Source organism: Myxococcus faecalis (genome assembly GCF_050039385.1).
Taxonomy (GTDB): Bacteria; Myxococcota; Myxococcia; order Myxococcales; family Myxococcaceae; genus Myxococcus; species Myxococcus fulvus.
On sequence record NZ_CP144336.1, the window covers coordinates 776,474 to 797,198 of the forward strand.

Genomic DNA, 20,725 nt, shown 5'->3' on the forward strand with positions numbered 1-20,725 from the left:
CTCCTCTGGAAGCTCCCAAACGAAAACAGCAACACACTCAGGATCGCGATTCACCACCACGCGATACCTGCCAGCAGGAAATTCTGCGACATCCCCAGTGGATAGCTGGGCGACCTGCGTGCCGAATTCAATCTGGCAGTGCCCAGCCAACACGTAGCACGTACCGGCTCGCAGTGTGCCAGCGACATCTGCCCCCGGCGAATATCGATCAACGCTCACCCGATGCTTCCTCGCGGGCAAGTGCAGAGCACGCACACTCTCTTCCGAGAGTGGTTTGCTGGAAAGTTCGGACCAGCGTCGCACCGTGAACTGTTTCGGTTCCATCATGCACCTCATGGCAATTACGGGGACGGGAAGGTGATGCCAATCTTGGCGAACGCATCCCGAGCATACATCACGCTCTCCTCAGTCGGCCTGAAATGACCGCTTGTGTTGTTGATCCTGAGGCCAAAGTACGTGTCGCCGCCACGAGCAATCATAGCCTCGCCCGCGGCAAGAACTGGGCGCCCACCGGATAGCACTGAGTGCTTGATCTCCACCCCCAGGTAAGTGTGAGGAGCGACGATGAGCTTACCAGCCGACGTCACTACGTACTTTATCACCTCACCACTGTCGACAAGCTCTTGGAAACCACGAGCGCCCGCCTCCATGATGGGGGCCTTCACTCTCTTCGCGTCTGCTATCTCCCTCGCGAGTGCACCGGGCATCGTATTTGGGAACACTCGACTCGAAATCATCGAGTTGTTGTGCACCCACGAAGAGAACGCGCCGACGAAGTACGTGTGCGCGCCACCAACCTCGAAGTTGTAGACGGTCTCCCGCCCTGGCACGGTCTGAAGTGAGGCCACCATGATGCGATTCCCCGTCGCGGTCTCGAACTCGTCTCCGGGCACAAGCCCCTGTGCCTCGACCCACCCCCGGCCAGAAACCCAGAACGGGTGCTCGGCGGTGACGCCCAGGACATCGATGGAGTCCGCCCCCTCTGAGGCGACCTCAACCATGAACACGGCGCGCATTGGACGAACGAAGGTTCGCGTCACCTGATGCCAGCCAGGTGCCTTCGTCTCCTCGTCCCACGCCCAAACCCAGTCACCCTCGCGTACTTCCTCGATGGGCGCCAGCCCGGCCAACGTGAGCACGGGAGTCCCCGCGACGAAGCACCCGCCACCAAGCAAGACACCTTCAAGCCCTCTCAGGGAGCTACGCCCCGCAGCCCGTACCGTCAACGCGCCATCGGTGATCGCCGCACGAAGCGCGACTCCCCCCACACGCGCCACGCCTCGCGTGAGCAAGTCAATGAGTACGAACTCCAGGCCCAAGACGAGCCCGTCACCCGCGAGGAGACGCCAGTGATTGAACTCGGCCATCTGCCGTTCATGCTCGGTGCCATAGAACACAGAAAGGGCGGGCGAAGCGGCGAGAGGCTGCACCGACCCCTTCGTGGCGCGCTCCATAACGAGTCGCTGGGTCTCGGCGCCCTGCGCTCTTGCCCTTGCCCCGTTCTGGTCGGCGGATTGAGACGCTTCGAGAGGCAACGTTCCCCACTGCGCGGCGCCAATGCCATCGTCCCCGAACATCGCGGCGGGCTCGTACCGAGGCGCGGTTACCACGGTCTCGCCACCCGAAACCGGGTCCGCAGCCCCCTCCGCCTCGAATCCTGTCGGATCGGTCCACTTCAGCGGGTTGTTCAGTGTGTACGCATACCGATTGTAGGACTGACCATCCTGCGGGAACTGAATGAACGGATCGGGCGTGAGGAACCGTGCGGTCTCCGGGTCGTAGATGCGCCCGCCCATGTTCACCAAGCCGAACTCGTCATCATCCTCGTGCCCGGTGAAGCCCTTCTTCACCATCCCGGTGGCCACGGAAGCAGCCACGGGCAACGCATGAGGCAGACGTCCATCCCCGAAGGGCTCGAACTTCATCCGCTCGCCATCGAGCACGTTCCCGAGGGCATCGACCACACGCTCGGTGGACCCCAGGTGGTCTCCCAGCAAATAGAGCGTCTGGTCGGCACCACCATCCGCCCAGTGGACCTGCGCCACAGGTCTCCCACCTCCTGTGACATGGAAGATGTGCTGCGCCTGCCCTCCTTGCTGGCGCTTCTCGTAGAGACTGCCAACGTAGGTCGTCACGCCACCGATGCTGCTTCGCTTGAGGACGCGGCTCTGCCCACCGTCGTACTTGAAGCTCACCTCCCGCCCAGGACCCGTGATTTGCCTGGGAAGAGCAAACGCTGTGTAGCTCACGGCCCGACCAGGCCCACTCACCTGGTTGCCACTGGCATCATAGGTGTAGCTCCCCGCCTGGGTCTGCTTCACCGCATGGGGGCCAGCCCCTGCTCCCGTGTAGATGCCCGTCGTTGCCGTTCCGCTGCCCTCCAGCACACGACGCTCCAGCAGGTTTCCCAGGTCGTCATAGCGATACTCCAACACGGACCTGCGGCAGTTCTGGAAGACGCTCCACTTCGTCAGGCGGTCCAGCGTGTCGTACTCGAAATCCTCAGTCGTCCGGGCAAGCGTGTCACCTCGGCTCTTGAGATTCCCCTCCAGGTCCCACTCGTAGGCCAATCCCTGCAGCACGGTGCCAGCACGGCGTGAATCGATGAAACGCAGGCGCCCCCGAAGGTCATGGCGGCGAGAGGTCACCACATCGTTGCCAAGCTGCTCGGACGTCAGCTGCCCGAAATCATCGTGCGCTTGCGCCACCCAGAACGCCTTCGTCGCGGAGGGCGCGCGGACGTCCTTCAGGAAACCGTAGTCCGTATAGGTGTGAACCAGGGAGAAGCGCCGCGTCCCGACCTGAGGATAGAGCAGCGTCGAAAGCCTTCCGTTCACGTCATAGGTTCGATTGACGGTGTACGCTGTCCCCTCAATGATCCACGTGCTCTGCTCCAACAGGCCCTGCCCATTGTAGAGGTGCGAGACTGTCACCCCATCCGGGCTGGTGGAACTCGTCAACGCGCCCTTCAGCTCCGTGTCCCACTCCAGGGTATACACTCCATCCTTCGTGGTCACTCGCAGCTGTCGCCCGAGCGCGTCGTACGTCTCGAAGACCGTCTGATGGCCATTGCCATCGGTCTCGACGCGCGGCTCACCGAAGGCGTTGTAACCGACGGTGGTCACCCCTGAGTCGGGGTCTGTCACCTTCGTGCGACGTCCTCGAACGTCATGTTCCAGTGAGATCACGTTGCCCTGGGAGTCCCTCACCCGGCGCAGGACGCCGAAGGGACCATACTCATAGGTCGTTCGGATCTCCCGACCACTCGCGTCGTAGGCACTGCTGAACACCAGCTGCCCTACCGCGTTGGCCACCTGCGTGGTCTTGTTCCCACGCTCGTCCAGGGTGGTAGTCGTCATCCCAGTGTAGGACTGAGTCACGTCTCCACCCTCGGGAGCGCTGAGCTTCAGGCGCCGGCCCAACAGGTCATGAGTCGCCACCAGATAACGTGGCGAAGCCTGGCCCGAGAAAGGACGCGACATCCGCGTCTTGTATCCCAGGTCGTCGTACTCGCTCAGCACCGTGATGACACGCCCGTCGAAGCCCCGCGTCTCCTGGCGAATCTCGCGTCCATAGTTGTCGACAGTCGTCGCGACCTCCTGCCCACCGACTGTGCGGGTGGTGACGCGCATCCATCCCAGCGCGTCCGCGCCGTAGCTGACGAGTTCGGTTTCCCCCGAGGGAGACACTGTGCCGCGAAGACGTCCAAAGCCGTCTCGCTGATGATGCGTCAGCAGCCCGTTGGCGTCCTCGACGACCAAGGGGGTGCCGAGCCCTGGATGGTAGGCGACACGACCACGATGCCCCGCGGCATTGAAGGTCGTCACCGCGAACATATGCTCGGTCGGCTCGAATTGGGTCGTCTCCACCCGCGTCGTCCCCGAACCCGATAGCTCCACTCGCTCGACGAGGCCAAACGCGTCGCGCCCATAAGAGGCCGTGAGCATCTCGTCGACGCTCCCCGAGGGCTCCTGGACGGTGCGGGTCAACAGGCCGCGGCTGTCGTAGTCATGCGTCTCGACCCTTGCCCGGGACAGTCCATCGGTCGTGGTGCTCGTCGTGACCACTCGACGAGGGAGCCCTATGAGCCAGGACGCCGCCAGGTTGTCGATGACCGGCACTTCCTTCCGGACAGACCACGTGCGTCCGGACACAACCCCGCTGACGACTTCGTCCTCGAGCGCCTCGGACACCGTGTCGTTGCCGTAGGCGTCATTCGTCCGTGTCTGTCGGCTTCGCCGGACCAGCGCGAGCGTCGTCCCGCTCCCCTCGCGATACTCGTCCGTCACCATGCTTGTGTAGAGAAAGGGGCGCTGCGCCGCGCTGGTGGAGACGGTGTACTGGAATGAGCGCCGGTGCTGGTGCTTCAGGCCTGACGCAAGAGTGACGTCCGTCGTCTCCGCCAATGGAAGTCCCCCGCGAAGGTAGAGGCCACCATCTCTCGTCTGGTTGTCGTAGGTGGTGACCGTCGTGGCGCTCGTCCGCGGGTTGATGACCGTGCGCTTGGCGAACCCCAGCCAGCCGAGGCCCTGCACGTCCGAGCGGGCTGCCTCGTAGGCGTAATAGAGCGTGTTGAAGAGGTTGCGTTGCGTCCCGTCATCGAGACCCGACTCGACGACGACCCACATGTTGTTCAGACACCGCTGTGGGTAGAGGCACGTTCCGGACGTATAGACAGCAGGCTGGCCAGCCTCCGCAGCCTGCTGAAGGAACTGCTGGTATCGCACCGTCACGGCCTTGCCATGCCTGCCCACCCGAACGCCGGTCAGCGCATCGGGAAGCTCACCCTGGCGGACATACAATTTGAGCAGGCCGTAGTTCCGGCGATTCGTACCTTGGAAGCTCGGGTCATCTTCCATCTGGATGATGTCCGCCAAGCCATCACCGTTCGCATCCAACACTTGGGTGAACCGCTGCCCATACCCATAGATCTCCGCCGTCGACGTTCCCCCCGTGGACTGTCCCACCGGGATGTCCAGTTCTCGAGGCTCGAAGTGGTCGTCGCGACTCAACAAGACCCACATCTTCGCGCGAGTCACGCCATTACCGTTGGTTTCCCCGGAGTCCGTCAACAAGAGGTCCTGCCGACCATCTCGGTCGAAATCGAGGATCCGCACCCCCGGATCGAGCCCTCGTTGCGTGGCAGAAATCCATGAAGGGCTGAGCTCATGCAGGTTGGCCAGGTCCTGCCACACGGGAGGAAGAAAGCCGTTGCCCGAGTTGATGGAGATACTCACGTCTCCCGGGTACTTCACCCCCTGATCTGTCTCGTTCTCACGCCGGGTACTCACCGCATCGGCAAGCCCATCCCCATTCACATCGAGGAACCAGGTCCGGGGGTAGATCTTCCTCGCCCCCATCGTCGGCCCACTGGTGATAGGCACCGCAGGAAGCGCCGTCGGCGAGATCCTGGACTCGCCAGGAGCGCTGAGCCCCACCGCGAGATACTGAGAGGAATACCCGTCGCTGGTGGGGTGTGCTCCCGCGCGAACCAAGACTTCGGTGGTGCCGTCACCATCGACATCGACGGCGTACCCGGCATGGTCGATTCCCGATGAGAGTGGGACCTGCGTATAGGATGAAAGAGACAGCCCACCGAGGTTCATCCGATACGCCCATGTAAAGGGCTGCGGGGCCTGTGTGGACCGAAAGAGTTCCGGCTGGCCGTCTCCATTGAGGTCCGCCACATGCATCACCGGAATGCGGGACCTTGAGCTGCTGAGAGCCTCCCACCAGAACTGCTGAATTTCCGGAGCCTCGATACCCGCCGGCACGAACTTCGTGCCATCGAAGGAGTAGAGCTGGAACTTGCCATTCTGACCTGTCCAGTCCACGCGCTCGACCGCGATGACCTCAGGGACCCCGTCCCCATTCATGTCGGCAATCCGGAGGTCGTCGTCGCTGTTTCCTACTTTGGAGACCGGCAACTTCGCCTCGGTCGCCGGCCCGTACATCGCCAAACCGATCGCCAGCCGGTAGTACCAGACCGAGTCGCCCAGTTCGATCCTCGAACCGTTCGCATCGGTCACTGGCCTCGCTGTGTCATTGCGACGATAGAGCAGGTCGTCACGCCCATCTCCATTGATGTCCAGGGTGTGCAGCGTCCAGAAGTCCTGGACGCCCTGGACGAGCCCGCCCAGCTCAGTGTGAACAGGATGTCCTCGGGTCTTCACATCACGGACCGGCACCAGCGTACTTCCCACCCACTCCACGGCGGTCTTCGGCTCGAAGTCCCGGAGCGACACGACCGGATCGTCGCAGTCATTGTCGGGATTTGCATGGCAGTCAAGGCCGTGCGTGTAGTCGAACTCGAAGGGATCCCGACAGACGCCCTGACCATCGCACTCGATGACTCGATCGAGCACGCTTCGACGGGTCACGCGTGCAGTGTGATAGTTCAGCCGGAAGGAGCGCAGCAGGACGTCGTCCACGGTGGACGGCGACGACGCGAGTCCTGGGCCATACATGTTGATGCGCGATAGACGCTGGGCCGATCGGAGCTTGAGCCCCGACACGTAGCGGACCTCGGCATCCGGGCGAGTGGTCGTGTCGTAGACGAAGCGGACACTGCGCCGCCTCATCGCCCCTGTGACGTCGCTTGTGTGGCCGGTGTAATCGATGCGATCCGGAACGTGCTCATAACCGGCGGTGGCGCTTCCACTCAGGAGGTAGCGGATCCGCAAATCGTTGCCAGCCCGGTCGCGAATCTCAGACAGCGCCCAGCCCAATCGGACCGGCGTCGCCTCCACACCTTGCGTGACGACTCCCGTCACGGGGTCCGCGCTAACACTCAGTCGTTGTCCTTCCAGCCGGGAATGCGTCTCCGCATACCGTCCGTAGGACATGATGCGCCCGTCCTTCTGGTGCGCCTCGAAGTAGTCCGGAGCCCCCGTGCCATCCAGGTAGGCCAGGACCTTGGTGAAGGACTCGATCTCCGTCCTGTACTCGATGAGGTTCGCGCTGCTGGAGATGACCACCAACCGCTGACCATCCAGACAGAAGGCATCCGTCGGGAGGAAGCGAACGGGCGCCGTCAGCCCATCCTGTGCGAAGGTCCTCCGGCAGCGAGAGATTCGGGAGAATCCCTTCAGCTCCCAGCCCACTCCGAGCAGGCCGTTGTCGGCACGGCTGTGATAGGCCAGCGAGAGCCGGGGCTCCACTCCGCCTCGCCCCGAAGGGCTCCAGAGCGGAATCGAATAGGTTGCCGCACCGTCCGAGGTCACCTCGAACTGGGCATCCACCATCATCGCTGTGGTACCCATCGACTTCTGCTCGGTGGGCAAGACGGACGAGGCGGGAATACTCAGGGGGGCATCACTGAGCTGGCGAGCGACCCGCGACGCGCGAGCGTCCTTCGGGTCCGACGACTCCGTCGGTGTTCCGCAACCACTCAGCCCCAGAACCAGGCAGAGACTCAAGACGAATGACGACGTGACGCGCTTCATGGCCAACGTCCTTGTGGGTCCGAAGACCCGGATTGAAGCTCGAAAGAGAGAGCGCCTCGGCATCCACTACCCGAGTGGGTGGAGACGCCGAGACCGCGGATTCAGGATGTCCGTCAGGGCGCGAAACTCGCGCCGCAGGGGCCGCAGTCGAGGGGCCCTCCGCATCCATTCGTGATGACGCCGCAGGTGACGGACTGCTGCGCGCAGGTCCTGGGAACGCACGCCCCGACACACACGTTGTTGTTGCAGAACTGCCCGGTCCCGCAGGTGCCACAGTTCAGCGTCGCGCCACAACCATCTGGAATGCTGCCGCAGCTCTTGCCCTGGGCCGCGCACGTGGTCGGCGCGCACGTGCACGCCCCTGAGTCCATGCGGCAGATTCCATTTTCGTCGATGGCGCCATCACAGTCGTCATCCAGGCCATTGCAGGCCTCCGCGGGAGCAGTGCAGACACCGGACCAGAAAACGGAGAGGCAAGCCTCCGTCGACCCCGGACAGGCGCCCCCAGGGCCCACACAGCTCCGAGTCAGAGTATAGGGCCCCTTGCCTGGCGCGTTGTTGATGATGCCGTCCTGGTTGTCGTCGCAGCCATTGCACCGCTCTTCGGTGGGCGTGTCGCGCGTGCACGGACCAGCCGTCCCATCCTCGGCGCACCACCGCCTCGCGGCATGCCCGTCACAGTCGTCTGAGCAGGAGAGGAACTGGGTGCCCACTTGCACCTTGCAGACCAACTGGCCGCCGACACAGTGCATCTTGCCGAAGCAGCCGTTCTGCTTGGCGTCACAGATGATGGTCGGGACGTAGTCCTCGTCGATCAAGCCGTCGCCATCGTCGTCGCAGCCATTGCAGTTGTTGTCCTGCGCCAAGTAGGCCGTGCAGGAGTTGGAGATCACGGAGCCTTCCGCAGTGCACCGGCGCGTTCCTGTACGTCCACAGACAGAACATGTTGCGGTGGAGGTGCCGTCGAACATCTCGCAGTCGCTCCAGTACAGGTCACAGGTCATCCTGCCGTTGCAGGAGTTCGCCGTGCAGGCCTTGGTGCCACCAGGAGGAGAGCATGCGCCTCTCGCATCCGACGCCAACACTCCGACGAGGAGCATGCCCAAACACGACAAGGCTTGAATGATGCGCTTTCCGATCCTGACGCCTCCTCTCCTCCGCGTGGTGGGCGCAATGGTTGGAGAGCCAATAGAGGACGTAACCGCGAGAGCTGTCGGAGCAGACATGATCGGTTTTCCGTCCTACAAGTTGAAACGCTCAAAAGTCAACATTTGCGGTCAGGCCGCCCTGGATTCCAAACGAGAGTTCAGTGCAGGCAAGCGTCAAGGCAGACTCTCAATCACAGTGCTCCCTGACGGAAAGTCACCCAGGGACACAGCGCCAACACGCTCCGGCGTCGTCCGAAGCCGTTCCATGAGTCGCCCGACCAGACTGTGCCCCTGGCCCCGTATAGGTCGCGGGCGCGCATCCGCGTCCCGGACGACCAGGGGCAGCGTGGGGGCTGTTCCAGGGTCGCGCCGCCTCGTGAGGAGTGTCATGCGTCGCGTCTGTGCAGGGTTGGTGGTGGTGATGTTGGGGGGAGTGGGCTGTGGGAATTCGACGGAGAGAGGTGCGGGTCCCAAGGAGGAATCGGACTTCACGTCTCAGGAGTCCTTCTTCAAGGGAGGCTCGCGCATCAAGGTCCAGCAGATGACGACGACCGAGGGCCTGCGCTGGGCGGAGGCCACCTACGACGCCGCACGCCTTCGTCCCTGCACCTGGCAGCCCGTGGCTCCCGACGGAGACCTCTACTGCCTGAGTGACAACCTCCACCGAATCACCCGGAACGAGACACCCTTCTACCTCGACGCGAGCTGCACCGAGGAAGGTGTCATTTCCGCCAACCCGCTGCCCGCGGGGACCATCCTCTCGAAGGAAGCACCGCCTCCCGCGGGCCTCCAGCAACTGTTCCATCTGGGCGCTCGTGTCACCGGCTCCGTCTACCTCCGTGACACGTCCGGGGGCTGCCACGCCCTCCCGGACAGCCCCTCGCGAGCGGCCTACCGTTTCGGAGGCGAGGTCACCGGCAACACGTTCGTGAAAGGCGTCTTGCGCCAGCACGTGTCCCAGGACGGCATCGCGGCCCACTTCGTCGAAGGCGAGGATGGCTCCTTCAGCCTCCATCATCTCGAAGCCACCGAACACGGCGTCACCTGCGCTGTTCAGCGGGCCCAGGACGCGTCACAGCGGTGCCTGCCCTCGGGGCAGGACGTCGCCATCGCGGCCCTCGGTGGACTGTCCTCGGACGCGAGCTGCAGCGAGCCCGTCTTCATGGCGGCCTCCTGCAATGCGCCCCGCTTCGCCGTCGAGCACCCCGCGAGCCGCTGCGAGACCGGAGTCAGCGTGTTCTCCACAGGCCCTGAGACGACGGAGCTGTATGCCAGGTCCGAGAACGGGACCTGCATGGAGTCATCCCTCGGCCCGAACGGCCCCTGCCTCCATCGCGCCGGACAGGAGATTCCCTCCACGAGCTGGCCTGAAGCCAACCCTGTCGACATGCAGACCCATGGCCGCCTCGTCGTGCGCGGAGCCCGAATGAATGACTCGCTCCATGTCCCGATGGGTTTGTTCGACACCCGGTTGGACGCGGCCTGCCACTTCGCGGCGGACACGAACGGGCAGTTGCGCTGCTTCCCTTCCACGCCCGCCTTCAACCTCGGGCTCTATGCCGATGCCTCGTGCACCCAGCCCCTGGCGCAGACCTACGAGGAGCACTGCTACACGGGCCCCTATGCCGTCGTCACGGCCACCACCGAAGGAGACGCGCACCGCGTCTTCCATCTGGGAGCCCCCCACCTGGGCCCCGCCTACGCGAAAATCACACTCACGGGTCAGCCGACCCGCTGCGCCGAGGTGGGCCCCCCCGTCACCAGCAAGCGCTGGTTCATCGGCGAGGAGCTCCCCGCCAGTGAGCTGGTCCCCGGCAGGGCCACCCTCGACTGAGGCCCGTTCGTCTCGTGGCCCAGGCGCACGGTGAAACACCGTGCGCCCGTCCTCACGCGGACGTCATCCGCACCACCTCATCGAACGCGGTGAGCCCCTGCGCGAGCTTCCGCACGGCGGCCTCGCGCAGCGTCCGCATCCCTCCGAGCCGAGCCACCTCCACGAGCTTCTCGTACGGAGCCTCTCGGGAGATTTGATCCCTCAGCTCCCTGCCCGTGGTGACGATTTCGAAGACACCCGTGCGGCCGATGTAGCCCGTGTTGCGGCAGCGTACGCAGCCCGCGCCCTTGAGCAATCGCACGCCCCCAGGCAACAGCGGCAGCGGCGCCTGGAGCGCCAGGAGCTCGTCGGGCGTCAACGACGTCTCCTCCGCGCAATGACTGCACACCCGCCGCAGCAGGCGCTGGGCCATCACCCCGAGCAGACTCTGCGCCAGCAGGAAGGACGGCACGCCCAGATCCCGCATGCGCGCCACCGCGCCGAGCGCGTCGTTGGTGTGCAGCGTGGACAGCACGAGGTGGCCGGTGAGCGCGGACTGGATGGCGTTCTCCGCCGTCTCCGCGTCGCGAATCTCGCCCACCATGATGACGTCCGGGTCCTGACGCAGGATGTGCCGCAGCGCCCCGGCGAAATCCAACCCCACCTTGGGCTGCACCTGCACCTGGTTGAACGCGTCCCACACCATTTCGATGGGGTCTTCAATCGTGGTGACGTTGACGTCCGGCCCCGCCAGCGCCTTGAGCGCGGAGTACAGCGTCGTCGTCTTCCCACTGCCTGTCGGCCCCGTCACCAGGATGAGCCCGTGCGGCTGGTCGATCCACGACTCGAAGCTGCCCTTCTCGTCCGGCTCGAAGCCGAGCTGGGCGATGTCCTGCACCAACGTCTCCGGGTCGAAGATGCGGATGACCACCTTCTCGCCGAAGGCCGTGGGCAACGTGCTGACGCGCAACTCCACCTCGCGCCCGTCCCGCTCCGTCTTGATGCGCCCGTCCTGCGGCCTGCGCTTCTCCGAGATGTCGATGCGCGAGAGCATCTTCACGCGCGACACGATCGGCGGATGCACCTGCGCCGGCAGCGAGTACACCGGATGCAACACACCATCGATGCGCAGCCGCACCACGCTCGTGGCGCGCTTGGGCTCGATGTGGATGTCCGAGGCGCGGTTGTCGAACGCGTAGCGCAACAGGTAGTCCACCGCCTGCACCACCGGCCGGTCCGACGCCTCCAGCTCCTGTGTCCCGCTGAGCGAGACGAGCTGCTCGAAGTTGGAGACCTGCGCCCCACCCGACGCCGCGCTGAAGTCATCCGCCGCCCGCGCGAGCGTCTTCTTGAAGCCGTAGATGTCGGAGATGGACTTGAGGATGTCCGCCTTCGAGCTGAGCACCGGCTCCACCGGCAGCCCCGTCAGCCGGTGGAAGCTCTCGAACAACTCCCGGTCGAACGGGTTCGCCACCGCGACCACCAGCCGCCCCTGCGGCGTGCGCTCCAGCGGCAGCAGCACGTGCTTCTGCGCATAGGGCCGCGACACCGTGCGCGTCGCAAGCCCCATGTCCAGCTTCAGCGGGTCGATCTTCCGGTACGTCAGCCCCGAGGCGCGCGCGGCCGCCTCGGTGACGCGGTCCTCGTCCAGCACGCCGCGGCCATTGGCCAACGGCACCTGGAACGCGGCCACCACCTCCACCGGGGACACGTCGTAGCGCGCGGCGTCCTTGCCGCTCGCCGCGGTCTGCGCCTTGAGCACACGCGCTCGCGCGGCGGGCTCCTTCGCGAGCACCTCCTGGGCCTGCTGGGGCGTCAACAGCCCCTGGCCGACGAGCGCCTCCAGCACGAAGAGCGTGGTGAAGTCCACCCGGCTCCTCACGGCAGACGCATTCGGGCCGCTCACGGCTTGTGCCACGTCCTTCTCCTTCCAGCCACCAGCAGCAACAGGACCAATCCACCCAGGAAGGCCGCCGCCGACACGGGCGCGCCCTGGCAGCCACAGCCGTCCGGACCACCCGGGCCCTTCGGCGGCCCCGCGTCCACGGGCGGCGGAGGCGGCGTGCCCGCGTCGTTACACAGCGTGCACGAGCCCGCGTCCGGCTTGGCCAGCGGATCGTAGCAGGTGCCCGCGGCCGAGCAGAGCATGGAGGGCGCGCAGTCCTTCTCCGTCCGGCAGACAGGCAGACAGGCGGAGCTGCCCTGCTCCACCGTGCCGCACCTCAGCGTCGCGTCACACGACGTCGCCGAGCAGGCCCGGACACACGCCCGCTCACCCTCCTTGTTCACCACCTGGCACGACGTCCCACCCGGGCACGCGCACGCCGCCACCGAGCACGGTTGCGCGCAGACGCCCTCCGTGCCTCCCTCCGCGAAGAGGCAGTACTGGTTGGTGCCGCACTGCGCATCCGCCGTGCACGCATCCCCCACCTGCCTGCCCGCCGTCTGCCGAGGCACGCAGACGCGGTCGCACGTCCTGCAAACGGAGTTGCTGTCGCAATCCGCATCACCATAGCAACCGGGGACGCAGAGGTTCCCCTCGGGGCGCGTCTCGCAGGTATAGCCGGGCCGACAGTCGCTCCCGCCGGGCGTACAGGTCTTCAGACAGATGGAGCCCTGGCCGGGGACGTCCGAGCACTCGGCGCCCGCGGGGCAGGAGCCCTCGCCGCTGCACGTCTCCGTGCAGTAGCCCAGGTCCCACCGGTCGAACTCCCCATTGCCCGAGGGCGGGTCCACCGGCGCGATGCAGACGCCGTTGGTGTTGCCACAGCTGCGCGGGCCCGGCGTGCACTCACGGCCTACGGGCGTGACACCGTCGGGCAGCGCCGGAAGACAGGCCTTCGTATAGCCATTCACCAACGAGGAGTCGCGGCAGACATAGGGCGCGGGGCACTCGCCGGAGGTGTTGCCGAAGCAGCCCTTCGCGCAGACCTTCAGGTCCTTGCCCGACACCGTGGACGGCGCGGTGACACACGTCAGGCCCGTGGTGCACGTGCCGCTCTCGCACGGGGAGCCGACCGCCCCCGTCTTCGGATAGAAGCGGCACAGCGCCGTCCTGTCGTAGTCCGCCAGCTGCCGCCGCGTCACGCCCGTGGGCAGGTCGAAGAACATCACCGCGCCAATGGCCTCGAAGCTGTCACCGAGCCCCAGGCAGTGGCCGATCTCGTGGGTCAGCACACTCTGGATGTCCATGCGTCCCGCCGGCGTGGGCGTCAGCGTGGACCAGGCGTAGTTCACCGCGTTGAGATAGACATCACACTGGTACACGTAGCCGCCGAAAGTCAGCGCCCTCGCGGCCGCGGGCCTGTCGCCTCCGTTGAGCGTGTCCTGAAAGTGAATATCGGTCGCGCTCGTCACCCAGATGGGAACGACGTTGAAGCGGTCCCCCGGGTCATCGACGTTCGCCATGGGCGAGCCCGTCGTCGCCACGCCGCCGTCCGCCGGGAAGGAGAACGTGGGCCACGCGCAGGTCGTCCCCTGCCAGGTCTCGAAAGCCGCGCGACTGGCCGCCGTCACCAGGGCCAGGTCATTGCCGGCGGGCTGGGCCGCACGCCCGTCCACGTAGAAGACGAAGGGGTCCGACGGCGTGCTGAGCACCCGGTACCCCAGGTCCCTGTATTCCAGCACCTGCTGCGCCGCCGCCGTGGCGGCCAACAACAGCCCAAGTACGACAGCGCTCCGCTGCGAACCCCGATTCATCGATGAGACCCCTCCCACGTCGCCTGACTCCCGGCATGCGGCCGGCAGGGCGATGGGACGGCCAGTCTACTCGCGAACGATTCGCCTCGTGGCACCCACGCCACTTTCCGCCAGGGACTCAGTTCCCCCGGACGGCGCGCACCGTGGCGTCCACCAGAGACTCGGGCGTGGGCCGCTCGGCGACGGCCGAGGCCGGCAGCCCCAGCTGCTCCAGCGCCGAGGCCGTCGTCGGACCGATGGCCACCACCCGCGCGGCGCCCAGCCGCTCGCGCCCCGCGGCCTCCAGGAAGGCCTCCGCCGTGCGCGGCGAGGCGAACACCGCCACGTCGGGCGGCGAGGCCCCCAGCAGCTCCAGCGCCTCCAGCGGCAGCTCCGCCGGCAGCGAGCGGTAGGCCGTCACCCGCGTGACGAGCACCCCGGCCTCCCGCAGCGCGTCCTCCAGCTCGCGCCGACCGTCCTCCGCCGCGGGCAGCAGCACCTCGTCTCCGGACTGCAGGCCGTCCTTGAGCATCTCGAACAGCGCCTGCCCCGTGCCCTCCTCGGGCTCCGCGGCCACGTCCAGCCCATAGCCCTTCACCGCGCGCGCGGTGCGAGGCCCCACCGCCGCCAGCTTCACGCGGGAGATCCTGTCGGCCGTGCCCGCCTCCCGGAGCGCGTCCAGCAGCGCGTCCACCGCGGACGGGCTGGCGAACACCACCCAGCGGTAGCGCTGGATGTGCTCCGCGGCCGACGCCAGCGGGCGCGGGTCCTCCGGAGGACGCAGCTCCAGCAGCGGGAGGCTGAGCACCTCCGCGCCCTCGTCCTCCAGGAGGAAGCACAGCTCTTCGGCCCGCTCACGCGGGCGCGTCACCAAGACTCGGATGCCTTCCAGTCGCCGTTCCACGCGCGCGGCAGTCTAGGGCCGCGCGCCCGGGCGGCGAGCGAAATCACGCAGGATGTCCGCCGCGCCACGCGACAGCAGGTCGTCCGCGAGCGCCTCGCCCAGCTCGGCCGCCTTCGCCACGGGGCCACGCACCTCGCCCCGCACCACGTGTGCGCCATCCGGCCGGCCCACGAGTCCTCGCAGGTGCACCTGGCCCTCCGACACCGTGGCATGCCCCGCCAGCGGCACCGTGCAGCCGCCCTCCAGCTTCGCCAGCAGCGCCCGCTCCGCCGTCACCGCCACCCGCGTCGTCGCGTGCTCCAGCGGCGCGAGCAGACCGCACACCCGCGCGTCCGCCCCGCGGCACTGGATGGCGAGCACCCCCTGCCCCACCGCTGGCAGGCTCACGTCGGTGGACAGCACCTCCGTGATGACGTGCTCCAGCCCCAGTCGCTTGAGCCCCGCGTGCGCCAACAGCGCGCCGGCGAGCCCCAGCTCCTTCGTCTTCGCCAGACGCGTCTGCACGTTGCCGCGCACGCTCACGATCTCGAGGTCCGGCCGACGCGAGCGCAGGATGCAGCTGCGGCGCAGCGAGGACGTCCCCACGCGCGCGCCCTGGGGCAGCGCGTCCACCGTCGTCTGGCCCGCGGTGCCGCAGAAGGCATCCCGCGGGTCCTCGCGCTCGGGCACGGCCGCGAGCACCAGCCCCTCGGGCAGCTCGGATGTCATGTCCTTCAGGCTGTGCACCGCGACGTCGGCGCGCCCGTCGATGAGCGCCTGCTCAATCTCCTTCACGAACAGGCCCTTGCCGCCCACCGAGGACAGGGGCGCGGACAGGAAGCGGTCCCCCTCGGTGGTCATCTCGACGAAGGACACCTCGAGGCCCGGGTGGTGGGACTTCAGGAGCGCGCCCACGTGTCGCGCCTGCCAGAGCGCCAGCGGGCTCTGCCGGGTGGCGATGCGCACGGACGTCATCGCTTCGCCCCCGTGGCCACCTGCGCCGGGCCCTGCGCGGACAGGGCCTGCGGCTGCTGCTCCGCCGCCTCCAGCTCTGCCTCGAGCAACCCGAACAGCTCCGCGGCCGCGCCCGCCAGCCGGTTGCCCTCGCCCTCCGGCCCCACCGCGCGCAGGCGCGAGGTCGGCTCGTGCAACAGCTTGTTGACGATGGCGCGCCCCATGGCCTCGATGCTCTTGCGCTGCTTGTCCGTCAACCCATCCCCCAGCGACGTCAACGTCCGCTCCACCTCGGCGCGGGCAATCCCCTCCGCGCGTTGCCGCAACCTCGCCAGCACCGGCATCCCCTCGCGCAGCGCGCGCTCCTTGACGAAGCGCGCCACCTCCTGCGCCACCAATACCCCGGCCTTGTGCGCCTCCTCGGCGCGCGCGGCCGCGTTGTCCGCGACGAACTTCTGGATGTCGTCCACGTCGTAGGCGTGCACCCAGTCCAGCGTGCCCACCCCGGGGTCGATGTCGCGCGGCACCGCCAGGTCCACCATGAACAGCGGGCGGCCACGGCGCGCCTTGCCCACCGCGCCCACATTGTCCCGCGTGAACAGCGGCACCGGCGACGCCGTGCTGCACACCACCACGTCCGCCGCCGTCAGCAGCGTGAAGAGCTCCTCGAAGGGCCGCGCCGTCCCGCCCACCTCGGCCGCCAGCGCCTCCGCGCGCGCCAGGGTGCGGTTGGTGATGAAGAGCTTCGTCGCGCCCGCCTGCTGCAGGTGCCGCGCCGCCAGCTCTCCCATCTCCCCCGCCCCCACCACCAGCACCGTCTTGCCCTTCAGCCCGTCGAACACCTTGCTCGCCAGCTGCACCGCCGCGGACGCCATGGACGTCGCCGCGCGGCCGATGGCCGTCTCGGTGCGCACCCGCTTGGCGCAGCCGAACGCCGCCGCGCACGCCCGCGTCAGCTCACCCCGCACCGCGCCCGCGCCCTGCCCGCGCTCGAACGCGTCCTTCACCTGGCCGAGGATCTGCGCCTCGCCCAGCACCATGGAGTCCAGGCTGGACGCCACGCGGAACAGGTGGATGAGCGCGGCCTCGCCCCGGTGCTCATACAGGTGCTCGGCCGCCTCGGGCCCGCCCAGCGCCTGCAGCTCCGACACGGCGCGCTCCCGGGCCACGCCCCCATCCGGCGCGGACAGATACACCTCCACCCGGTTGCAGGTGGAGACCCACAACACCTCCACCGGGGCCTGCGCCAGCTTCTGCAGCACCTCCACCTGACGCGCTTCGGACAAGGCCAGCCGCTCGCGCACCACCAGGGGCGCCGTGCGGTGGGACAGGCCAATGCAGACGAGCTCCATACTCAGGGAATCCTCATGACGGCGGCCGCGGTCGGCGTCGCGTCATACGAGGTGAGGAAGGACACCAGCACCAGGCAGAAGCCCGCCATGGTCAGCAATGCCACACGCCTCCCACGCCAGCCGGCGAAGATGCGCGCGTTGACCAGCGCCGCGAACACCGCCCACGCCACCACCGTGGCGATGGACTTGCCATCCCACTGCCAACCCACCGTGGTCGTCACGAAGAAGGCCCCCGTCGCCAGGGTGATCGACAGCGCGATGAAGCCCCACACCACCAATCGCCGGTTGAGGGTGTCCAGGAACTCCAGCGACGGCAGCCGCGCGAACAACAGCCCGAAGCGCTTGGCCCGCACCTGCCGCTCCATCAGCAGGTACATGACCCCCACCCCCGCGGCCACCGCGAACGCCGCCAGCCCCAACAGCGCCAGCGAGATGTGCAGCGGCAACAAGGGCTGGCGCACGCCGGGAGGCAACGGCGACTGGCCCCCGTGCAGCAGCAGGCCGGGCAGGAGCACCGTCACCGCCAGCGGCGTCAGGAACGCGCCGATGACGGGCCTGCGGTAGCGCACGTCCAGCGCCAGGAAGATGGCGAGCAGCAGGAAGGCCAGCGCGGAGAAGCCCTGCGCCAGGCCCACCGGACGGCCGCCCTGGGCGCCCAACAGCTCGAACAGGGCCACGCCGTGGAGCACCAGCCCCCCGCCCACCAGGACGCGACCGGCCATGGCCAGCCCTTCCGACTGGCGGACGAGGTAGGCGAGGTAGGCCACGGCGGCGATGCCGTAGGCGTGGCAGGCGAGCGATACGAGCGTGTGGCTCATGGAATCAGGCTCATAACCGCGGCAGACAGGCGAATCAGCCCATCTTGTTGAGGAGGAACGCCGCCAACAGGTCCGTCTCCGAATCGGGTTTCTTCCCCGCCGCCTCCGGCTTCGGAGCGCCGGAGGGGACCTCCGTCACATACCCTGGAACGACCTCGTAGGCGGACTCCCCCACCAGCACCGAGTCGGCCATCTGCTCGGCCCCCAGTCGGGAGAGCTGCTCCTCGGTCTTCACCTTGGCCACCAGGCCGTGGGTGTCCTCGCCCGACACCAGTTGCAGGAAATGCACGGCCGGTGAGACGGCGAAGGCCGTTCCACCCTCGGCCATGACCACCAGCCGGCCGTCACGCAGGTCCGCTTTGTCAGCCAGTGCCCACTCCTCGAGCTGGGCCTGGGGCAGGAAGAGCTTCGTCACGCCCGCCAGCCTACACCAGCGCCGCGCCCGGGGGGCGGATGATCCTTCCAGGTGAAACCCCGGGCTGCCGGCCGCATCATTGCGGGCGGACTGGCCCCGGCCCACCGGTTCTTGCAGCCCCACGAGGCGCGTACTAGACGACGCGCCATGCAGGCCACAGAGGGCCCCAAGGAGACATCATGGCAGGCGACAACGTGACGAATGTCGGAGATGGCGACTTCAAGCAGCAGGTGCTGGACTCCGAGCAGCCCGTGCTGGTGGATTTCTGGGCGACCTGGTGCGCGCCGTGCCGCGCCATCGCGCCCTCCATCGACGCGCTCGCCGAGCAGTACAAGGGCCAGGTGAAGTTCACCAAGCTCAACATCGACGACAACCAGGGCACGCCGCAGAACTACGGCATCCGGTCCATCCCCACGCTGCTCGTCTTCAAGGGCGGCCAGGTCGTGGAGCAGATCGTCGGCGCCGTCCCCAAGGCGCGCATCGAGGACGCCCTCAAGAAGGCGCTGTAGACCTCCGAGCGCCGGGCACGGGCCTGGCGGGTCGAGGCCAATGCCTCCCGCCCACGCCCTGTCCGGCGCTTCGTCGTACGGCCAGACGCCCCACCCCGTTTCGTTTCCGGGACGAATCAACCCGCGCTCCGCTCCTTCGCGTGACGCGCTTCGTCTCGCACCCAGCGTGAGTCCCTTGCGCGGCCCCGCCAATCCCACGCCACGCGCACGCAAACTTTTCGTGCCCTCTCAGCGATTTCTCAGACTTCGCGCCATTTTCACCCGCGCGGACAAATCCACCGCGATGCGCAAATCAGCACGCATGGCACGTGTGGAAAACACGTATCCCTTTGCAGTCGTGTCACCAATTTTTCGGGACGACTTGCGAGTCATGAGAGACCCCTCCCAGGCTGTATTGACAACGTTGACATCCACCGCCAAATAAGCGCATTGGGAGTCTTGCTTTGTTTGACTGTTTTCACGGGAGTTTTCATGGCACGACCACGTAAGGAGTTGTCGAAGGTCCCCCTGACCCCCGCCATGGTGAATTGGGCGGAGGCGCTGGGTGACGCGATTGGCCGAGGCGTCCTCCGAGCGATGAACCAGGGCATGCCGCTGTCGAGCGGCTCGGGGAGCAGCAATGCGCTGTCGGCGAGCCGTCGGCGCGGCCGTCCGCCCAAGGCCCTTGCGGGCAACATGGTGGCGGCGGACCGGCGTTGCACGATGCCGGATTGCACGCGCGAGCAGCGCTCGAAGGGGCTGTGTTCAGCCCATTACCAGGCGGAGCGGCGTCGCTTGTTGGCGGGTGGCAAGCCCGCCTGAGACACGGCGGTACGCGGTGGCGCCCACGGCCCTGGGCGAGCCACCCGCCGTCAATGCGTGTCAGGGGTGGGCATTCCCTCGCATGACGGGCAGGCTCGCGAGGGAGGGACGATGGGTCACTTCGCCTGCCAGGGGTCCGCTTCCGTGCTCGTCGCCTTGAGCAGCTCCCAGGCCGAAAGCACATCCACCACCCGCTCCAGCTCATTGGGCAGCGAGCGCGCCCGCTGCGAGCGCAGGTAGTCCTCCGCGAAGGCCCGCAGGCGGTTGCCCACGAAGAGCCGGGCCAGGGCCACCTCCGTCTGTCCACTGAAGTCGAGGAAGCGGATGCCGAAGCCGCTGCGGCCCCCGGGGCCGTCCTCGCGCTCCTCGCGGACGATTTCGGCCCGGGCCCGCACGGGCGCGGCGCCGGGCTCCAGCGAGAAGCTCACGCCCAGCACCGTCCCCAAGGGCAGGTAGAAGGTGCTCTCCAGGAAGGCGCCGCTGACGCTGACGTTGATGGACGCCAGGCTCGCCGCGAACCGGCGCCCGCCCTGGTCGTCATCCACCCAGACCTCGAAGCGTGTCGTCAGCTGCGCCCGGGGGAACTCCCGGTGCTCGGGCTCCCCCTGGTTCTTCTCGATGACGGGCAACAGCGCCGCCACGGGCGTGGGGGCCACCGAGGGAGGCCTGCGCGGCTCCTCCTTCACCGGAGCGCCCGGCCTGGCCACCACCGTCGCCGCCGGGGGCTTCACGTCCCTCGCCGCATGGGGAAGCTCCGCCACGCGGACACTCCCCGTCGCCTTCTGCCCACCCTTCCTCTGCATGCCTGACCTCCACCGGCCCGGGAGGGCTTCACCCTCCCCCCGGAATTGGTGGGTTGATTCATACACCACCCTGGGCCGGGCGCCGAGCGCTCGTGACGACCTCGTG

The 20,725-nt window shown here is 67.2% G+C and carries 12 protein-coding genes; 3 read left to right on the top strand and 9 right to left on the bottom strand.

The genetic code is table 11. The annotated features are described in order from the left end of the window. Positions 1-341 precede the first annotated feature (341 nt). Entirely contained in the window at positions 342-7,445 is a 7,104-nt protein-coding gene (locus VZQ01_RS02980) for a polymorphic toxin-type HINT domain-containing protein (RefSeq protein ID WP_426746864.1), read from the bottom strand. 1,536 nt (positions 7,446-8,981) lie between these two features. On the opposite strand from VZQ01_RS02980, the gene VZQ01_RS02985 reads away from it, so the two are divergent. Further along, positions 8,982-10,427 carry a DUF7481 family protein gene (locus tag VZQ01_RS02985; protein ID WP_426746865.1) on the top strand — a complete coding sequence of 482 codons (1,446 nt, stop codon included), beginning with the start codon at positions 8,982-8,984 and terminating at the stop codon, positions 10,425-10,427. 52 nt (positions 10,428-10,479) lie between these two features. Here VZQ01_RS02985 and VZQ01_RS02990 read toward each other — a convergent pair whose 3' ends face one another. The 7 genes from VZQ01_RS02990 to VZQ01_RS03020 all read right to left on the bottom strand — a co-directional run bounded on the left by VZQ01_RS02990 (position 10,480) and on the right by VZQ01_RS03020 (position 18,506). Then, positions 10,480-12,324 carry a GspE/PulE family protein gene (locus tag VZQ01_RS02990; RefSeq protein ID WP_426746866.1) on the bottom strand — a complete coding sequence of 615 codons (1,845 nt, stop codon included), beginning with the start codon at positions 12,322-12,324 and terminating at the stop codon, positions 10,480-10,482. Then, the gene (locus VZQ01_RS02995; RefSeq protein WP_426746867.1) at positions 12,309-14,105 is read right to left on the bottom strand and encodes a zinc metalloprotease; all 1,797 of its coding nucleotides are present in this window, start codon (positions 14,103-14,105) and stop codon (positions 12,309-12,311) included. The genes VZQ01_RS02990 and VZQ01_RS02995 overlap by 16 nt, the downstream gene beginning before the upstream one ends. A gap of 118 nt (positions 14,106-14,223) precedes the next feature. Continuing rightward, positions 14,224-14,958: a uroporphyrinogen-III synthase gene (locus VZQ01_RS03000; RefSeq protein ID WP_426746868.1), complete on the bottom strand. Its 735-nt coding sequence runs from the start codon at positions 14,956-14,958 to the stop codon at positions 14,224-14,226. A 42-nt stretch (positions 14,959-15,000) separates the two neighbouring features. Then, positions 15,001-15,942 carry a hydroxymethylbilane synthase gene (gene hemC, locus VZQ01_RS03005; protein WP_141323224.1) on the bottom strand — a complete coding sequence of 314 codons (942 nt, stop codon included), beginning with the start codon at positions 15,940-15,942 and terminating at the stop codon, positions 15,001-15,003. Continuing rightward, a complete protein-coding gene (hemA, locus tag VZQ01_RS03010; protein WP_223746766.1) occupies positions 15,939-17,273 on the bottom strand; it encodes a glutamyl-tRNA reductase in 1,335 nt (444 codons plus the stop codon). Before hemA ends, hemC begins: the two co-directional genes overlap by 4 nt. A 2-nt stretch (positions 17,274-17,275) precedes the next feature. Continuing rightward, positions 17,276-18,091 carry a cytochrome C assembly family protein gene (locus VZQ01_RS03015; RefSeq protein ID WP_141323221.1) on the bottom strand — a complete coding sequence of 272 codons (816 nt, stop codon included), beginning with the start codon at positions 18,089-18,091 and terminating at the stop codon, positions 17,276-17,278. Positions 18,092-18,125: 34 nt separating this feature from the next. Beyond that, on the bottom strand, positions 18,126-18,506 hold the full coding sequence (locus tag VZQ01_RS03020) for a hypothetical protein (protein ID WP_194869015.1): 381 nt from the start codon (positions 18,504-18,506) through the stop codon (positions 18,126-18,128). A gap of 179 nt (positions 18,507-18,685) precedes the next feature. Between VZQ01_RS03020 and trxA the strand changes: the two genes are divergently transcribed. Together trxA and VZQ01_RS03030 are read left to right on the top strand one after the other, a co-directional pair. Beyond that, positions 18,686-19,015, top strand: coding sequence for a thioredoxin (trxA, locus tag VZQ01_RS03025; RefSeq protein ID WP_223746765.1), 330 nt, complete (start codon positions 18,686-18,688; stop codon positions 19,013-19,015). A 471-nt stretch (positions 19,016-19,486) separates the two neighbouring features. Next, positions 19,487-19,816, top strand: a complete 330-nt coding sequence (locus tag VZQ01_RS03030; RefSeq protein WP_046712903.1) for a hypothetical protein — start codon at positions 19,487-19,489, stop codon at positions 19,814-19,816. A gap of 116 nt (positions 19,817-19,932) precedes the next feature. Here the strand turns inward: VZQ01_RS03030 and VZQ01_RS03035 are convergent, their stop codons facing one another. Then, positions 19,933-20,619 carry a PilZ domain-containing protein gene (locus VZQ01_RS03035; protein ID WP_408890842.1) on the bottom strand — a complete coding sequence of 229 codons (687 nt, stop codon included), beginning with the start codon at positions 20,617-20,619 and terminating at the stop codon, positions 19,933-19,935. Between the last annotated feature and the right edge of the window lie 106 nt (positions 20,620-20,725).

What these genes read in the sequence shown, in the direction of transcription:
- hemC (WP_141323224.1), bottom strand. Translation starts at nt 15,942, where the DNA reads ATGACGTCCGTGCGCATCGCCACCCGGCAGAGCCCGCTGGCGCTCTGG.
- trxA (WP_223746765.1), top strand. Translation starts at nt 18,686, where the DNA reads ATGGCAGGCGACAACGTGACGAATGTCGGAGATGGCGACTTCAAGCAG.
- VZQ01_RS03035 (WP_408890842.1), bottom strand. Translation starts at nt 20,619, where the DNA reads ATGCAGAGGAAGGGTGGGCAGAAGGCGACGGGGAGTGTCCGCGTGGCG.
- VZQ01_RS03015 (WP_141323221.1), bottom strand. Translation starts at nt 18,091, where the DNA reads ATGAGCCACACGCTCGTATCGCTCGCCTGCCACGCCTACGGCATCGCC.
- hemA (WP_223746766.1), bottom strand. Translation starts at nt 17,273, where the DNA reads ATGGAGCTCGTCTGCATTGGCCTGTCCCACCGCACGGCGCCCCTGGTG.
- VZQ01_RS03030 (WP_046712903.1), top strand. Translation starts at nt 19,487, where the DNA reads ATGGCACGACCACGTAAGGAGTTGTCGAAGGTCCCCCTGACCCCCGCC.
- VZQ01_RS02995 (WP_426746867.1), bottom strand. Translation starts at nt 14,105, where the DNA reads ATGAATCGGGGTTCGCAGCGGAGCGCTGTCGTACTTGGGCTGTTGTTG.
- VZQ01_RS02985 (WP_426746865.1), top strand. Translation starts at nt 8,982, where the DNA reads ATGCGTCGCGTCTGTGCAGGGTTGGTGGTGGTGATGTTGGGGGGAGTG.
- VZQ01_RS02980 (WP_426746864.1), bottom strand. Translation starts at nt 7,445, where the DNA reads ATGAAGCGCGTCACGTCGTCATTCGTCTTGAGTCTCTGCCTGGTTCTG.